Origin of the sequence: Corynebacterium tuberculostearicum, assembly GCF_030229345.1 — a bacterium.
Taxonomy (GTDB): domain Bacteria; phylum Actinomycetota; class Actinomycetes; order Mycobacteriales; family Mycobacteriaceae; genus Corynebacterium; species Corynebacterium tuberculostearicum_G.
In genome coordinates this window covers 48,449-63,074 of the sequence record NZ_JASPGP010000004.1, presented here as the reverse complement: position 1 = coordinate 63,074, position 14,626 = coordinate 48,449, and the positions used below count along the sequence as shown (strand labels likewise).

Here is a 14,626-nt window from a genome sequence, read left to right as displayed (position 1 = left end):
CAGCTGTGATTACACTAGAAAAGCATGACTGAACAAAATGACACCAAGCTCAACGTTAAGTCCTTCGAACTCGACCACCGCCTAGTCAGCGCGCCGTATATTCGCGTGGCCGACCGCACGGATTTGGGCGGCGGCGTCGAAATCATTAAGTATGACCTGCGTTTCTGCCAGCCTAACCAGGATCACCTGGATACCAAGGCGCTGCATTCGGTGGAGCACATGATGGCAAACTTCATGCGCAATTACACCGATAAGCTCATCGGTTTCGCCCCGATGGGCTGCCGCACCGGCTTCTATGCCATCACCAACGGCATGGAGCAGGACGAGCTGCTGCGCGCGGTGGAAGGCGCGCTCAACGATATTCTTAACGCTACCGAGGTACCGGCCGCCAACGAAGAGCAGTGCGGTTGGGGTGCGCACCACAGCTTGGAGGGCGCGCAGGAGGCAGCCCGCGCATTCTTGGGCGCTAAGGATGAGTGGCTCCAGGTCATGGCCGCCTAAGCGAGTCGCCGGCGCGCTAGGCGCCGAACTGAAAAAGCAGCCACGATAGACCCGAAAACCGCGTGGTTAAGGGCGCTATCGTGGCTGCTTTGCAGGTTTTATGCCCCAGAGACCGGAGCGACAGCGCGGTCGCGCGCTACTCGTCGAGGGAAAGGCCGATCCACACGGGTTCGGGCACGAGTTCCACGCCGAAGGTCTCGTGGACGCCGTCGCGGATGGTGCGAGCCAGGTCCACGATATCGGCGGCCGTGGCCTCGCTGCGGTTGGTCAGCGCCAGCGTGTGCTTCGTCGAGAGGGTGGCCCGGCCGGAGCCCGGGTAGCCCTTGGCAAACCCGGCGCGATCAATGAGCCAGGCGGCGGACAGCTTTTCCCGGCCGGCCTCGGCAGAGGGATGGCGGGGCATGGAGTCTGCGGTGGCGTCGCCAAGCGAGGTACGGACCTTGGCCTGGACGGCGTCGGCAAGAGCGGAGTCCACCACCGGGTTGGTAAAGAAGGAACCGGCGGACCAGGTGTCATGGTCGGTGGGGTCGAGCACCATGCCCTTGCCGCGGCGGAGCTTGAGGACCTCCTCGCGGACCTCGGCCACGGGGCGGCGCTCGCCCGGGTTCTGGGTGAGCTGGCCAAAGCGCAGCGGGCGGGAAAGGCCCTCGGTATCGAGCTGGAGCTCCACCTCCAGCACCACGGCGCGGCCGGTGAATTTTAGGTTGGAATAGCGATAGGCCAGCTCCAGATCGGAGGCGGGAACCCATTCATCGGTACCGGTGCGGCGGTTATAAAGGCGCACGCGGGTAAGGACCTCGGAGATCTCGGCGCCGTAGGCACCCACATTCTGCACGGGGACCGCGCCCACGGTGCCGGGGATGCCGGAGAGGCACTCGATGCCACCCAGGCCGAGCTGCACTGAGCGAGCCACCACGTCATCCCAGACGGCGCCCGCCTGTGCGCGCACCATTCCGGTCTCGGTATTCATAGAGACCTCGTCGAAGTCGAGGATGACCGCGACGAGATCCACTGCGCCATCGGCCACCAAGAGGTTGGAGCCGCCGCCAACGACGATGAATTTCACTTCGGCGTGATCAAGGGCACGCACCGCGGCAACGGCGGCCTCCGGCTGCGAGCAGCGCAGTGCGGCCTGCGGTTTTCCGCCTACACGCAGCGTAGTCAGGTCCGCGAAGGTGGCGGCGGGGTCCAGTTCTACGCCGTCGATCGCTGTGAGCTGTTGCGTCAAAGATTTATCAAGCACGCCTACCAAGGTAGTCTGTTAGGCATGTCAACCCGTAGTGAAAACACCGTAACCATCAATCAGCCCATCGAAAAGGTTCACAAGGCGCTGCTCACCAAGGAATACTGGGAGTACATCGTGGCCAACCTCTCCCCTGAGGCGGGCCAGGTGCACGAGTTCAGCGATAACGTAGCCACCCTCTTCGAGGTTCTGCCGACCACCCTGCTGCCAGAGGCAGTACGCGCCATGGTCTCCCAGGACCTGAAGGTCAAGCGCGTGGTTACCGTGGGCGAGCTCAACGGTGAGGCTGCTGACGTTAACTACACCGCGGATGTCAAGGGCACCCCGGTTGATTTCAAGGGCGATATCTCCCTGGCTGGCGAGGGCGAGATGACCAAGCTGTCCTACGTCAACGAGATTTCCGTCAACATTCCGATGATGGGCGCCGCCATCGAGCCGAAGGTGGGCGAGTCCCTGGGCGAGCTCTTCGATAACGAGGGCAAGCTGACCGAACAGTGGATCTCTGAGAACGCCTAAGTTCTCAAAACCCAAAGTCTATGGCCGACCACGCACATAATCTGCGCGCTAGCGCAGCTGCGGGTCGGCCTTTTGGCGTTATTACCCGCGGCACCACCAACCACAACCGGCTGCGCCGCTGCGATAGGTGGATGCTCGCGCACCCGGAGATTTCCGCGCTGCTGCGGCATGTGGATACGCCGCTGGCGCTGGATGTGGGCTACGGGGCCTCGCATGCCACCACCGTGGAGTGGGCAGGCTGGCTGCACCGGGCGAATCCGCGGGTAGACGTGCGCGGATTGGAGATCCACCCGGACCGGGTACTGCCGCCGCGCGATGGCGTGCGCTTCGAGCTGGGCGGTTTTGAGCTGGCCGGCTACCGGCCGCAGCTGGTGCGCGCGTTTAATGTGCTGCGCCAGTATGACGTGGACCAGGTGGAAGAGGCCTGGCAGACGGTGTGCTCCCGGCTTGCCCCGGGCGGCTTCTTTGTGGAGGGCACCTGCGATGAACTCGGCCGGCGCGCGGCCTGGTTGCTGCTCGATGCCCACGGTCCGCGGACGCTCACCCTGGCGTGGGACCCGTTTGATGTGGCGCGCCCCTCCGATATTGCCGAGCGCCTGCCCAAAATCCTCATCCACCGCAATGTGCCCGGCGAGCCCATCCACGAGCTACTTCAGGCCGCCGACGAGGCCTGGGACCGTGCGGCCGGCTGGGCGCCTTACGGACCGCGCGTGCGCTGGCGTATGGCAAGGGCCATGCTTGCCGACGCCCCCTTTAACATCCACCCCGTCCGCCGGCGCCTGCGCGATAATGTGCTCACCGTGGACTGGGAATCGGTGGCGCCGCAAGGTTAAAAATGTCCTGCTAACTTCGCCGCAGACTTTGCCCCGCGCCGTCTCATGCGCCACACTGGTACGCATGGCTTCGAAGAAATCGGCGGGTTCACTCGCCTGGAAAATCATCATTGGCATCCTCGTAGCACTCCTCGTGCTCATCTTGCTGGCCGAGTTCGGCCTGCGCTGGTTCATCGGCCACCAGATGACCTCGCAGTTCAACGAGGCCGCTGAGCAAGAGGGCATCCAGGTCAAAGAGGACCCCTCCGTCAGCTTCGGCGGCAGCCCGCTGCTATTGGGCCTGTTTAAGGGTTCCATTTCCCAGATGGATATGACCACGCCGTCCACCCTGCAAATCGACGGCACCGAGATCAAGGGCCAGCCTGCCTCCGATATCCACGTGGAAGATATGAGCACGGACCAGGACAATCCGGTGGCCGGTAAGCTGCGCGCTTCTACCACCGTGCCGGATGACTACCTGCTGGCCTCCTTCCAGAAGGGTATTTCCGAACAAGCCGGCAACGACAAAGTGGGCAATATGGTGGTCACGGAGATTACCGCCAATGAGCAGGACCATGTGCTGGACGTGAAGTTCGCCGGCGGCCTGGCCAACCTCTCGCTGGAGCCCACCGCCCACGATGGAAAGCTCGATATCCGCGCCACCGAGGCCGCCATCTTCGGCCTTGAGCTGCCGGAGCAGGCTACCGAAGCCATCTCCTCCGCGCTGCAAAACGGCATGTCGGATCAGTTCGTGGGCTCGGACATGAACGTCGATTCCGTGGAGGTGCTCGATGGCGAACTCAAGCTCACCATCACCGGCACCGATGTTCCGATGAACGACATGGACAAGCTGGCCGGTGGCGGCGAGGGCACCACCGGCAATGGTGGGGCCAACGATGACGCGCCGCAGCAGGACGCGCAGAAGGAAGCCGTCTAAACCAAAGCCGCGGGAAATTCGAGGACCGGAAGAATGGCAGCCGCCAACGCCGGTCCTTTTTTCATGCCTTCTTCACCGGCGCCGGAATCCGCGCGGTCCGCGGCCGCAGCCTCGCTTCTGCGGACAATGAGGCGCTGATAGCCGGCTTGGTGGGCGGCGTTGAGGGTGGCGTCGGCAAGCGGGGCGTCTGGGACGATGAGGCCCAAGCGGGCCGGATCCGGGCAGGCCTCGCGGATGGCGATGAGCTCGGAGAGCACGGCATTGGCATCCGTCACGGTCTCATCGAGGCTGACCCACACCTCGCTGGCGCCGGATTGGATGGCCAAGCGCGCCTCAGAGGCCTTGATGAGCGTGTGGTGGCGGCCGGTGGGATAACCGGCAACGGAGATGATATCGGCCGCGCCGGCCCCCGCGGCAATGGAAACATGGTGCGGGGAGACCACGACGGTGTTATCGGCGGCGCGGTCCTTGACCGTCGCGGCCGGGGCAGCAAGCAGGTTAAGCATTAGTAGCTGTAATCGCCGTTGATGATGGCCTTGAGCTGCGGGCGCACATCAAACCAGTACACGCCGGTAATGACCGCGCCGATCCAGGACAGGAATGGCATGCCGGTGGCCATCGCTACCGCCGAACCAGCCAGCAGGCCTACCCATACCCACTTACCTTGTCGGTCGCCGGCTCGGAAGGCATCCTCGCGGGTGGTGGCGGCGAGGACCGCACCGACGATGGCGGTCAGGGCGAGGACCTGGAAGAGGTACCTGTCTAGGTTCAGGGCAAGATCATAAAGAAAATACATGTAGTTTAATTCTGTGGATCGTCAGTCTCGATTACTTCGCCATCGATAATATTATCGCCCTGCGAAGGAGCCGAATCCTGGCCAGGGCGCGCCGCATTCTTCTTTTCCGCACGGCGGGCCTGGGCGGAATTATAGGCGTCCATCACGCCCTCGCGGGTCTCGCTATAAGCGGTGGAGAACTTGCCCTTAGCGTCAGCGAAAGACGCGGACTCGCGGGTGCCGTCCGCGGCCTTCTTCAAGGAAGCACCAAATTCCTTCGCGGTGGCAGTGGCCTTATCTACCAGGCCATCCTTGCCGGTGGCGCCGTAAGGGCTGTGTGCCTGCGCGCCTTGAGCGTGCTGGGTGCGTTCTTCTTGCAGGCGGCCGCCGAAGTCCTTGGCTACCTCAAAAGCAGCGCTGCCGGCATCCTTTAGGGAATCGAAAATCTTCTTATTATCACTCATTGCTCATTACTCCTTTTATCTAAGCACCAAAGATAAGGTGGTTGATCGCGAATATCACCAATCCTGCCAGGGAACCGACGATAGTGCCGTTCAAACGAATAAACTGCAGGTCCTTGCCCACCATGAGCTCGATATTGTGGGAGGCTTCCTCCGCATCCCAACGCTTGATGGTCTCCGGGATAATCGCGATAATTTCCGGCGCGAATTTCTCCACCGCGTAGCGCGCGGCCTTGTCCACGAGCGCATTGGCCTGGGCCAAGAACTCGGAGTCCTCGAGCAGGCGGTGCGCCAGCTCCTTTACCTTCGCCGTAATCTTCTGGCGCAGGAAGGACTCCGGGTCATTGAGCTGATCAATGAGCGTGGTGGATACCGTGCGCCACATGGCAGCCGGTGCCTGCTGGGCTTGGTCGGAGGCGAGCATTTCTTGCTTGATGCCCTCGATGCGCCCGCGCATGTCCTCGTCCCACTGCAGATCCGAGGCCAGCTTGGACAGGTTGCGGCGAATGGCCAGGCGGGCCTCATGGTTGCCGTTGCGGCGCACCTCATCGGCGAATTCCACGAGCTCGGTATAGACCTTCTCCCCCACCATCTCGCGGGCAAAGCGCGGCGCCCATCCCGGCATGCGCTCGTCGATTGCGGTGACCACGGTGGGCTCCATGCTCAGAATCTTGCCGTGTGCCCACTCAATGAGGTCGTCTTCCAGCGGACGAGCCTTGCCGTCAGCAATATAGCCCTCCAGCAACCTACCCAGCGGCGGGCCCCACTCTGGCTCGGCCAGACGATCCATGACTTGGGTGCGGATGAAATGCTCTGCCTCTTCGGGGTCGAGATCCTCCACCACGCTGGCGGCACGCTGGCCAATCCACGCGGAGACCTCCTCCGCCTTGCCGGGCTCCACACCCTGGCGCGCCAGCCATAGTGGCAGCTCCGCCTCCCGGACCTTGGCGCTAAGCGCATCCGCAGTCAGGAAGTTCTCCTCCACAAAGTCACTTAAGGCATCGCCCACGCGGTCCTTGTTATTCGGAATCAGCGCCGTGTGTGGGATGGGCAGCCCCATCGGCCGGCGAAATAGCGCGGTCACCGCAAACCAGTCCGCCAGGCCACCCACCATGCCGGCCTCTGCCGCTGCACGCACGTAGCCCACCCACACTGGAGCCCCGCTTTCCGACGCCTGCCACCACGAACACCCCAAAAAGATCACCGCCGCACCAATCAGGAACGACAGCGCAATCGCCTTCCACCGCCGCAGATCCGCACGCCGGGCCTCCTGGTTGCCAGCCTGCGGCACGGGAGCAGCACCCGACGATGCCGATGCCGTAGCCGATTCGAGGCCTTCCTCCGCGCGGTGCGTCATGAGTTCTCCTTGAGGTTGTGAAAGTGTATTTCAGCTTCGTTCTATAACACTAGTGCCCACCTCGGACACGCCCGGTGGTTGCCGTCATTCCAGCGACTTGTTGAATCGCTACCACCTGCTAGCGGCAGAGTCGTTTAGATGGTGAGAGATCACGCAACCCCCGCCTCCTGCACGGTGAACATGCTAATGGAGGCGGGGGTTGCGTCGAGTCAGTACAGAAACTTAGGCAATGCCTAGATTAGGCAGCTGCCTTAGTTAGCTCGGCCGGTTTCCTTGCGGTACTTGCGGTAGTAGCGGCGGCCGTAGTGGACGGTGCCGAATGCGGCGATAGCCACAGCCACCAGAGCGATAATGCCGATGATGATGGTCAGGGAGTAGTTGCCCTCACCGGCAGTGCCCAGCGGGGTATCCCACACGCCAAGGCCCCAGATGAGGATGCCGGCGGCTGGGAGGCAAGACAGGATCAGACCCATGCCCACCCAGGTGGAGGTGCGCAGAAGGGAAGAGTGAGGAGCACCGAAGGATACTGGATCGTAGCCCTCAATGTAGGTGTCCTGAATCTTGCCGGAGAACTCCGGGTAGGTCTCGCTGGCGTAGTCAGCGACTGCGTGGGTGTTATCGCTCATGGCGGAGTCTTTCTGTCTTTCTCTCGTTCCTAGTATTCCTACGGAATAACCTTAGCTTAGTCGTCCTTGCCACGGAAAGCAGCACGTGCACGTTCGCGGGTAACCGCAGAAACTGCAGTCAGCGGAACGCCAGCCGGGCAGACATCGGCACACTCACCGTAGAGGGAGCAGTGGCCAAAGTTGGCTTCCAGGTCGTCGACCATGTTGCGAGCACGGCGGCCACGCTCTTCCTTGCCCAGTGGCATCAGGGAAAGGTGCACCAGCTTCGCGCCGGTAAACAGGTGAGCCGCACCGTTCGGGCAGGCAGCAACGCAGGCACCGCAGCCAATGCAGGCAGCGTGGTCCAGCGAGTACTCGGCGGTCTCGTGGTTGAGGTGCATGGTATCCGCATCCGGAGCGGTACCAGCATCCATGGAGACGTAGCCGCCCTGCTCCATGACGTGATCCAGTGCCGCGCGGTCTACGACCATGTCCTTGATGACGGGGTAGGCAGCGGAACGGAATGGCTCCAGCTTGACGGTCTGGCCATCGGTGAAGTTGAACAGGCGCTGCTGGCAGGCAGGGGTGTTCTGGCCAGGGCCGTGCGGGCGACCATTGACGGTCAAACCACAGGTACCGCAGATGCCCTCACGGCAGTCAGAAGCGAAGGCGAAGGGCTCTTCGCCGCGCTCAATGTAGCCCTCGTTGACGTGGTCCAACAGCTCCAGGATGGACATCTGCTCAGAAGCGTCATCCACCTGGACGGTCTCGAAGTGGCCTTCTTGGGTCGGTCCGGCTTGACGCCAGATCTCAAGTGTCAGTTTCATTACTTGTAGTTCCTTGTCATCAGCGGGATCGAATCAAAGTACAGCGGCTCGGCGTGGCGGATGAACTCGTTCTTATTAGCGCCCGGCTCCCAGGCGGAAACGAAGCACCAGTTCTCGTCGTCGCGTTCTGCCTCGCCGTCCTCGGTGAGGTGGTCCTCGCGGAAGTGGGCGCCACAGGACTCGTCGCGGTCCAGAGCGTCAACACACATGAGCTCGCCCAGGTCCAGGTAGTCGGCAACGCGCAGGCCGTATTCCAGCACCTGGTTCATGTCATTGGCCTCACCCGGAATGCGGACATTAGCCCAGAAGTCCTCGCGCAGCTCGCGGATCTTGGTGATCGCGGTCTTGAGGTCCTCGACGTTACGGGACACACCGCAGCCGTGGTAGAGGATATCGCCCAGCTGGCGGTGGTAGTAGGACGGACCGTGCGGGTTCTCACCGCGCACACCCATGAGGCGGTCGATGCGCTCCTGGGACTGTGCCAGGGTTGCCTGTGCCTCTGGGGAATCCTCGGCCAGCTTCTCCTCGTTGAGGTGGTCGGCCAAGTAGTTCGGGATGGTAAACGGCAAGGTGAACCAGCCATCGACGGAAGCCGAAAGCAGGGAGTTAGCACCCAGGCGGTTAGCACCGTGGTAGGTCCAGGAGCACTCACCGGCGGCAAAGAGGCCATCGATGGAGGTCATCTCGTTGAAGTCGGTCCACAGGCCACCCATGGTGAAGTGGCAGGTCGGGGCGATGCGCATCGGGGTCTCATAAGCAGACTCGCCGATGGCCTCTTCGTACATTTCGATGAGGTTGGAGTAGCGCTCGCGGATCTTGTCCTTGCCCAGGCGCTCGATGGCGTCGCGGAAGTCCAGGTACACCGAGTTGTGCAGCGGGCCAACGCCCAGGCCGGCGTTGATCTGCTGCGAGATGGCGCGGGAAGCAACGTCACGCGGAACCAGGTTGCCGAATGCCGGGTAGCGGCGCTCCAAGAAGTAGTCGCGCTCTTCTTCCGGAATGGTATTCGGGTCGCGGTCGTCGCCCTCCTTCTTCGGGGACCAAATGCGGCCGTCGTTACGCAGGGACTCCGACATCAGGATGGTCTTGGACTGCCAATCGGAGTTGACCGGCAGGCCCGTCGGGTGGAACTGCACGAAGGCCGGGGAGGCCAGGTAGGCACCGCTGTCGTACGCACGCATCATGGCGCTGGCATTGGAGTTCTTAGCCAGGGTGGACATGTGGTAGACGTTGCCGTAGCCGCCGGTACCCAGCACAACTGCGTGGCCGGTGAAGGCCTTGAGCTCACCGGTAATCAGGTTGCGGGTAACGATGCCGCCGGCACGCTTCTTACCGTTGTCGTTGTAGACGATGATGTCCTGCAGGTCGTTGTGAGCGAAGAGCTCCACGTTGCCCAGGCCAATCTGGCGGTAGAGCGCCGAAGTGGTGGACAGCTGCAGCTGCTGACCTGTTTGGCCACGGGTGTAGTAGGTACGGGAGACCTGCACACCACCGAAGGAACGGGTAGCCAGGGTGCCGCCGTACTCGCGAGCGAATGGGGCGCCGATGGCGTTCATGTGGTCAATGACGCGGACGGACTCGTTTGCCAGGCGCCAGCAGTCGGACTCGCGGCAGCGGTAGTCGCCGCCCTTCACGGTGTCCTTGGTGTGGCGGTAGGCGGAGTCATTGTCCACCTTCTTGGCACGGGAGGCGTTGACGCCACCCTGCGCGGCAATGGAGTGCGCGCGGCGCGGGGAATCGTGGTAAGTGAATACCTTTACCTTGTAGCCTAGCTCGCCCAGTGCGGCCGCAGCGGAACCGGCGGATAGGCCCGTACCAACCACGAGAACCTCAAACTTGCGGCGGTTCAGCGGGGAGACCAGCTGCATGTGGTCCTTTTGGTGGGACCACATATCCTTCATCGGCACGCCGTGCGGCTCGTGGGATTCCAGAATGTTGCCGGCAGATACGCCCGGAACGATGGACTGTGGGTGCGAGAACTTAGGGTGCTCGCGCTTGAGTTCAGTATTAGTCATGGGTTTCTAACTCCTTTAGCTGACCAAGCCCAGGGCAACGGACAAAGGCATAACGATGTTGCCGATGCAGACAACGGCCGGGATGACGTACGCCAGGATCAGGAAGGTCTGACGCCACTTCGCACCGGTGATACCCAGGTCAGAGGCGGCAAGGCGAATGCCGTGGGTGAGGTGCAGGAACAGGAAGCACATGGCAATCACATACACGATGGTGACCGGCCAGCGGCTGAAAGTAGCAATCATGTTGGCCTTCACCGCGCCCTCTGCAAAGTCACCTGGGGCGATGGGCTGTACGCCCATGGTCAGGTCCAGCAGGTGGAAGATGATGAACAGCAGCAGAACCAGGCCGGAGACCAGCATGGTCTTGGTGGCGAAGGAATCCAGGCCACCCATGAGGTTGCTGCGGCTGAACTTGCCGCGGGATGCCTTGGAGCGGGCGGTCAGGGCGATCGCGCCGTAGATGTGGGCGATGATGGCGACCAGCAGGACGGCGCGAATAATCCACAATGCGCCCTCATGCGGGAACAACGGCTCGCCCATGGAGCGCAGGAATGCGCCGTATTCATCCAGAGCCTCTTCGCCGCCGTTCGCCGGCAAGTACAGCTTCAGGTTGCCGGCCATGTGGCCAACAACGAAGAGGGCGAAGAGCAGGCCGGTGACGGCCATGATGAGCTTCAGAACCCAGGAGGGCACTCCCGGCTTCTGGCGGATTGGTTCGTTAGTAATGTGGCCGTGAGTTACTGCCTCACGGTCCGGATTTCTTAAAGTCATGACACCTCCATTGTCGCCCTCACTTTAACTGGGCTTAACCGCTGGTTACTAGTCAATTCCTGCAGCGTTTCGCCTTACGGTACGGCGGTACGGTTAAAGTCATAATTCTTTTAGGTAAGGGTTGCCTTAGAAGCCTTGGGGTAAAACGTCACTACCTTGGCTGCTCGGAATTCCGCAATATTGACGTTGCGTAATTCCCTCCACAGTTGTGAACTTGGTCACCCGGTGTTACTAGAGTGACCGCCTTACCCCTTTATGTGTCAAACTTTCGCATGAAACCCACATGTAGCCCACAGGCGGGTGAACATTCTTCGCAAGATCTTTGCAATTAGGGTGCACACCCGCAGGCCAGCCAGTAACCTTGCCGGCATGAGTAAGACGTATGTGGGATCCCGCCTTCGCCAGCTTCGCCGTGAGCGCGATCTCAGTCAGGCTTCCCTTGCCGCGACGCTGGGTCTCTCCGCCAGCTACGTCAATCAGATCGAGCACGACGTCCGGCCGCTCACAGTGCCGGTGCTCCTGCGTATCACGGAAGTCTTCGGCGTCGATGCCACCTTCTTCTCCCGCGACGATGACTCCCGCCTTCTTGCCGAGATCCAGGACGTCATCCAAGACAAGGAGCTCTGCCCCTCCCCCGTCGAACTGCAGGAGCTCTCCGAGCTGGTCTATAACCACCCCACCGTGGCCCGCACGCTGGTAGACGTCCACCGCCGCTACCGCAATGTGCGCGATAAGCTTTCGCTGGCCACCGATGCCCGCCGCACCACCGAGGCCACCCAGGCCCTATCCATGCCGCACGACGAGGTGCGCGACTTCTTCTACGCTCGCCAGAACTACTTGGACAACCTGGACCACCATGCAGAGCAGCTTGCCGACGCCCTCTCGGTCACCCACTTCGGCATCCGCGACACCGAACATGCCCTGGCCCAGCGCCTGCGCGATCGCCACAACGTAGATATCCACATCACTTCCCAGATGGATGGCACGCTACACAGCTTTAACCGCGAGACCGGCGAGTTCCGGCTCGCTTCGCGCCTGAGCGAAGGCCAGCGCGCCTTCCGTATGGCCGCGGAGCTGAGCTTCCTCGAGGCCGGGGACGACATCGCTTCCCTAGTGGAGGAGGAGCCGTTTACCTCGGATGCTTCGCGCAACCTCGCGCAGCGCGGCTTGGCCAGCTACTTCGCCGCGGCCACCGTGATGCCCTATGCACTGATGCATTCCGAGGCCGAGCGCTCGGGCTACGACGTGGAATACCTCTGCCAGGTCTTCGGCGTGGGCTATGAATCCGTGGCCTCCCGCCTGTCCACCCTGCAGCGCGATAACCTCCGCGGCATTCCTTTTACTTTTGTTCGCGTCGACCGCGCAGGCAATATGTCCAAGCGCCAATCCGCCACCGGCGTGCACTTTTCCAATAATGGCGGCACCTGCCCGCTGTGGAATGTCTACGAGACCTTCACCCAGCCCGGCATTATCTCCCGCCAGCTGGCCCAGATGCCCGATGGCCGTAACTACCTGTGGATTTCGCGCGCCGTCCAGCACCACCAGGGGCGCTTTGGCGATACCGATAAGCTCTTCGCCATCGGCCTAGGCTGCGAGGCCCGCCACGCCGACCGCACCGTCTACGCCGAGGGACTCGATCTCACCGATCTCTCCTCGGCCACCCCCATCGGCTCCGGCTGCCGCACGTGCCCGCGCGAGAACTGCGCGCAGCGCGCCTTCCCGCCCATTAATGAAGTCATCAACGTCGACGCCCACCGATCCGCAGTTGCACCCTACTAGCGTCTTGGGCGCCAATCGACCTACTCGAAAACTACTCGAAAGCTACTCGAAAGCTACTCGAAAGAGCTCGTTTCGAGTAAATAACGTTATGACCTGCCGGTTTGGCAGTACTCGAAGCCTACTCGAAATCTACTCGAAAAATTTTCGAGTAGTGCTTACAAACAGAAAGCGGCACCGCAGTCCGTCTCCCTCCGACGAGCGGGAGAACGGTGCGGTGCCGCTGGCGTCGCGCTCAAAGGCGGACGTCGGCAAGCAGCCCTGCTTAGAGGTTAATCATGTGGCCGCCGATGCCCTCGGCAGCCTCCTTCATGGCCTCAGAGAGGGTCGGGTGGGTGTGAACGTTGCGGCCGATTTCCTCAGCAGTGAGGTCGAAGCGCTGCGCCAGGGTCAGCTCCGGCAGCAGCTCAGATACGTTGGAGCCCACCATGTGGCCGCCGATGAGCTCGCCGTACTCGCCGTCCGCGATGAGCTTGACAAAGCCGGCGGTCTCATTGAGGCCAGCGGCCTTGCCGTTAGCGGAGAACGGGAAGGTAGCAACCTTAATGTCGCGGTCCGCGAACTTCTCCTTGGCAGCCTCTTCGGTGTAGCCGAAGGAAGCGACCTGCGGGTTGCAGAAGGTAGCGCGCGGCATATTCATGTAGTCGCCCAAAAGCTGGGTCTCCACGCCGGCGATGGTCTCTGCGGCGACAACGCCCTGGGCCTCAGCAACGTGGGCGAGCTGCAGCTTCGCGGTGACGTCACCGATGGCGTAGATGTGGTCGACGTTGGTGCGCATGGTGTCATCGATGGCAATAGCGCCGCGCTCGGTGAGCTCAACGCCGGTGTTCTCCAGGCCGAAGCCCTCGGTGCGCGGGGCGAAGCCGATGGAGATCATGGCACGGTCCACGGTGAGGGTGTCCTGCTTGGAGCCGTCCTTGGACTCCACCTCAACGGTGACATTATCGCCGTTGTCCTTCACGGAGGTGGTCTTGTAGCCGGTCAGCAGCTTGACGCCGAGCTTCTTGTACTCCTTGGCAATGGCCTTGGAGACGTCCTTGTCCTCGTTTGGCAGGACGCGGTCCATGAACTCCACGATGGTGACGTCCACGCCGTAGTTGGACAGAACATAAGCAAATTCCATGCCGATGGCGCCGGCGCCGACGATGACCATGGACTTCGGGGCCTCATCGTTGAGGATCTGCTCCTCGTAGGAGACGATGTTGCCACCGAGCTCTACGCCCGGCAGGGACTTGACCACGGAGCCGGTAGCGATGATGCAGTCATCGAAGGTAACGGTCTTGCCCTTGTCGTCACCATCGGTGATTTCGATGGTCTTATCGTCCTTGAAGGAGCCAAGGCCGTTGATCTCGGTGATCTTGTTCTTCTTCATCAGGTAATGGACACCCTTGACGATGCCCGCGGAAACCTTGCGGGAACGCTTGTGGGCAACACCGAAGTCGAAGGAAACATCGCCAGAAATGCCGAAGTCCTTGGCCTCGTGGTTGAAGGTGTGGGCAACCTCAGCGTTCTTCAGCAGCGCCTTGGAAGGGATGCAGCCTACGTTGAGGCAGACACCGCCCCAGTACTGCTTCTCGATTACGGCAACTTTCTTACCAAGCTGAGCTGCACGGATGGCGGCCACGTAGCCGCCAGGGCCCGCGCCGAGTACTACTACGTCATAATGTTCATTAGTCACGCCCTTTAGGATACGTAACTTTCCCCTCCATGTCGCGCATTGGGTCACACTCTTGTGCCCGAGTACCCCACGCTTCGGGGGTAAAACGCGCAAAGGCCCTGCACGGTGGCGTCGGCAAGCGCGCGACGCCCCCACGCAGGGCTATGGACTCGGTGTTTTAGAACAGGCCGAGAGCCAGTGCAGCGGTGGAGGACATGGAGGAACCGGTGTGCAGGAACTGGCCCAGAACTTCGTTGATGGCCACGAGGATGGAATCGAAAACGTTCATTATGCTTCTTTCTGTGTTTTTACTTGCCTAGAGCGAGGGATGGGCCCGCGGATGGGGACCGCATTATTCACACGTTTAGTACTA

15 protein-coding genes are annotated in these 14,626 nt (G+C 61.7%); 5 read left to right on the top strand and 10 right to left on the bottom strand.

Translation table 11 applies throughout. The features are described from left to right. The first annotated feature begins 24 nt into the window (after positions 1-24). Complete coding sequence (locus QP884_RS04035) at positions 25-501, top strand: S-ribosylhomocysteine lyase (protein ID WP_239230480.1); 477 nt, start codon at positions 25-27, stop codon at positions 499-501. Positions 502-637: 136 nt separating this feature from the next. Here QP884_RS04035 and QP884_RS04030 read toward each other — a convergent pair whose 3' ends face one another. Beyond that, a complete protein-coding gene (locus tag QP884_RS04030) occupies positions 638-1,744 on the bottom strand; it encodes a UDP-N-acetylmuramate dehydrogenase (RefSeq protein WP_284820854.1) in 1,107 nt (368 codons plus the stop codon). A gap of 24 nt (positions 1,745-1,768) precedes the next feature. Between QP884_RS04030 and QP884_RS04025 the strand changes: the two genes are divergently transcribed. From QP884_RS04025 to QP884_RS04015, 3 genes are all read left to right on the top strand, one after another. After that, entirely contained in the window at positions 1,769-2,260 is a 492-nt protein-coding gene (locus QP884_RS04025; protein WP_284820852.1) for a DUF2505 domain-containing protein, read from the top strand. Between the two features lie 20 nt (positions 2,261-2,280). Then, positions 2,281-3,093, top strand: a complete 813-nt coding sequence (locus QP884_RS04020) for a class I SAM-dependent methyltransferase (RefSeq protein WP_284820849.1) — start codon at positions 2,281-2,283, stop codon at positions 3,091-3,093. A 64-nt stretch (positions 3,094-3,157) separates the two neighbouring features. Continuing rightward, entirely contained in the window at positions 3,158-4,009 is an 852-nt protein-coding gene (locus QP884_RS04015) for an LmeA family phospholipid-binding protein (protein WP_284820847.1), read from the top strand. Here QP884_RS04015 and QP884_RS04010 read toward each other — a convergent pair. The 8 genes from QP884_RS04010 to QP884_RS03975 all read right to left on the bottom strand — a co-directional run bounded on the left by QP884_RS04010 (position 4,006) and on the right by QP884_RS03975 (position 10,820). Further along, on the bottom strand, positions 4,006-4,515 hold the full coding sequence (locus tag QP884_RS04010) for a deoxyribose-phosphate aldolase (RefSeq protein WP_284820845.1): 510 nt from the start codon (positions 4,513-4,515) through the stop codon (positions 4,006-4,008). The genes QP884_RS04015 and QP884_RS04010 overlap by 4 nt on opposite strands. Then, complete coding sequence (locus tag QP884_RS04005; RefSeq protein WP_284820843.1) at positions 4,515-4,805, bottom strand: DUF2516 family protein; 291 nt, start codon at positions 4,803-4,805, stop codon at positions 4,515-4,517. Before QP884_RS04005 ends, QP884_RS04010 begins: the two co-directional genes overlap by 1 nt. A gap of 5 nt (positions 4,806-4,810) precedes the next feature. Beyond that, positions 4,811-5,248 carry a CGLAU_01105 family protein gene (locus tag QP884_RS04000; RefSeq protein WP_284820841.1) on the bottom strand — a complete coding sequence of 146 codons (438 nt, stop codon included), beginning with the start codon at positions 5,246-5,248 and terminating at the stop codon, positions 4,811-4,813. 19 nt (positions 5,249-5,267) lie between these two features. Continuing rightward, complete coding sequence (locus QP884_RS03995) at positions 5,268-6,602, bottom strand: DUF445 domain-containing protein (protein WP_284820839.1); 1,335 nt, start codon at positions 6,600-6,602, stop codon at positions 5,268-5,270. A 251-nt stretch (positions 6,603-6,853) separates the two neighbouring features. Next, on the bottom strand, positions 6,854-7,228 hold the full coding sequence (locus QP884_RS03990; RefSeq protein WP_179387315.1) for a hypothetical protein: 375 nt from the start codon (positions 7,226-7,228) through the stop codon (positions 6,854-6,856). A gap of 56 nt (positions 7,229-7,284) precedes the next feature. Next, the gene (locus tag QP884_RS03985; protein ID WP_005323073.1) at positions 7,285-8,034 is read right to left on the bottom strand and encodes a succinate dehydrogenase/fumarate reductase iron-sulfur subunit; all 750 of its coding nucleotides are present in this window, start codon (positions 8,032-8,034) and stop codon (positions 7,285-7,287) included. After that, positions 8,034-10,049, bottom strand: a complete 2,016-nt coding sequence (locus QP884_RS03980) for a fumarate reductase/succinate dehydrogenase flavoprotein subunit (RefSeq protein WP_200435948.1) — start codon at positions 10,047-10,049, stop codon at positions 8,034-8,036. The genes QP884_RS03985 and QP884_RS03980 overlap by 1 nt, the downstream gene beginning before the upstream one ends. A gap of 15 nt (positions 10,050-10,064) precedes the next feature. Then, entirely contained in the window at positions 10,065-10,820 is a 756-nt protein-coding gene (locus tag QP884_RS03975; RefSeq protein ID WP_284820837.1) for a succinate dehydrogenase cytochrome b subunit, read from the bottom strand. A gap of 369 nt (positions 10,821-11,189) precedes the next feature. Between QP884_RS03975 and ramB the strand changes: the two genes are divergently transcribed. After that, entirely contained in the window at positions 11,190-12,599 is a 1,410-nt protein-coding gene (ramB, locus tag QP884_RS03970) for an acetate metabolism transcriptional regulator RamB (RefSeq protein ID WP_284820835.1), read from the top strand. A 262-nt stretch (positions 12,600-12,861) separates the two neighbouring features. Here the strand turns inward: ramB and lpdA are convergent, their stop codons facing one another. Then, positions 12,862-14,274, bottom strand: coding sequence for a dihydrolipoyl dehydrogenase (gene lpdA, locus QP884_RS03965; protein ID WP_005327177.1), 1,413 nt, complete (start codon positions 14,272-14,274; stop codon positions 12,862-12,864). Between the last annotated feature and the right edge of the window lie 352 nt (positions 14,275-14,626).

What these genes read in the sequence shown, in the direction of transcription:
- QP884_RS04035 (WP_239230480.1), top strand. Translation starts at nt 25, where the DNA reads ATGACTGAACAAAATGACACCAAGCTCAACGTTAAGTCCTTCGAACTC.
- QP884_RS03990 (WP_179387315.1), bottom strand. Translation starts at nt 7,228, where the DNA reads ATGAGCGATAACACCCACGCAGTCGCTGACTACGCCAGCGAGACCTAC.
- QP884_RS04015 (WP_284820847.1), top strand. Translation starts at nt 3,158, where the DNA reads ATGGCTTCGAAGAAATCGGCGGGTTCACTCGCCTGGAAAATCATCATT.
- QP884_RS04000 (WP_284820841.1), bottom strand. Translation starts at nt 5,248, where the DNA reads ATGAGTGATAATAAGAAGATTTTCGATTCCCTAAAGGATGCCGGCAGC.
- QP884_RS03985 (WP_005323073.1), bottom strand. Translation starts at nt 8,034, where the DNA reads ATGAAACTGACACTTGAGATCTGGCGTCAAGCCGGACCGACCCAAGAA.
- QP884_RS03975 (WP_284820837.1), bottom strand. Translation starts at nt 10,820, where the DNA reads ATGACTTTAAGAAATCCGGACCGTGAGGCAGTAACTCACGGCCACATT.
- QP884_RS04005 (WP_284820843.1), bottom strand. Translation starts at nt 4,805, where the DNA reads ATGTATTTTCTTTATGATCTTGCCCTGAACCTAGACAGGTACCTCTTC.
- QP884_RS04010 (WP_284820845.1), bottom strand. Translation starts at nt 4,515, where the DNA reads ATGCTTAACCTGCTTGCTGCCCCGGCCGCGACGGTCAAGGACCGCGCC.
- QP884_RS04020 (WP_284820849.1), top strand. Translation starts at nt 2,281, where the DNA reads ATGGCCGACCACGCACATAATCTGCGCGCTAGCGCAGCTGCGGGTCGG.
- QP884_RS03995 (WP_284820839.1), bottom strand. Translation starts at nt 6,602, where the DNA reads ATGACGCACCGCGCGGAGGAAGGCCTCGAATCGGCTACGGCATCGGCA.
- QP884_RS04025 (WP_284820852.1), top strand. Translation starts at nt 1,769, where the DNA reads ATGTCAACCCGTAGTGAAAACACCGTAACCATCAATCAGCCCATCGAA.
- ramB (WP_284820835.1), top strand. Translation starts at nt 11,190, where the DNA reads ATGAGTAAGACGTATGTGGGATCCCGCCTTCGCCAGCTTCGCCGTGAG.
- QP884_RS03980 (WP_200435948.1), bottom strand. Translation starts at nt 10,049, where the DNA reads ATGACTAATACTGAACTCAAGCGCGAGCACCCTAAGTTCTCGCACCCA.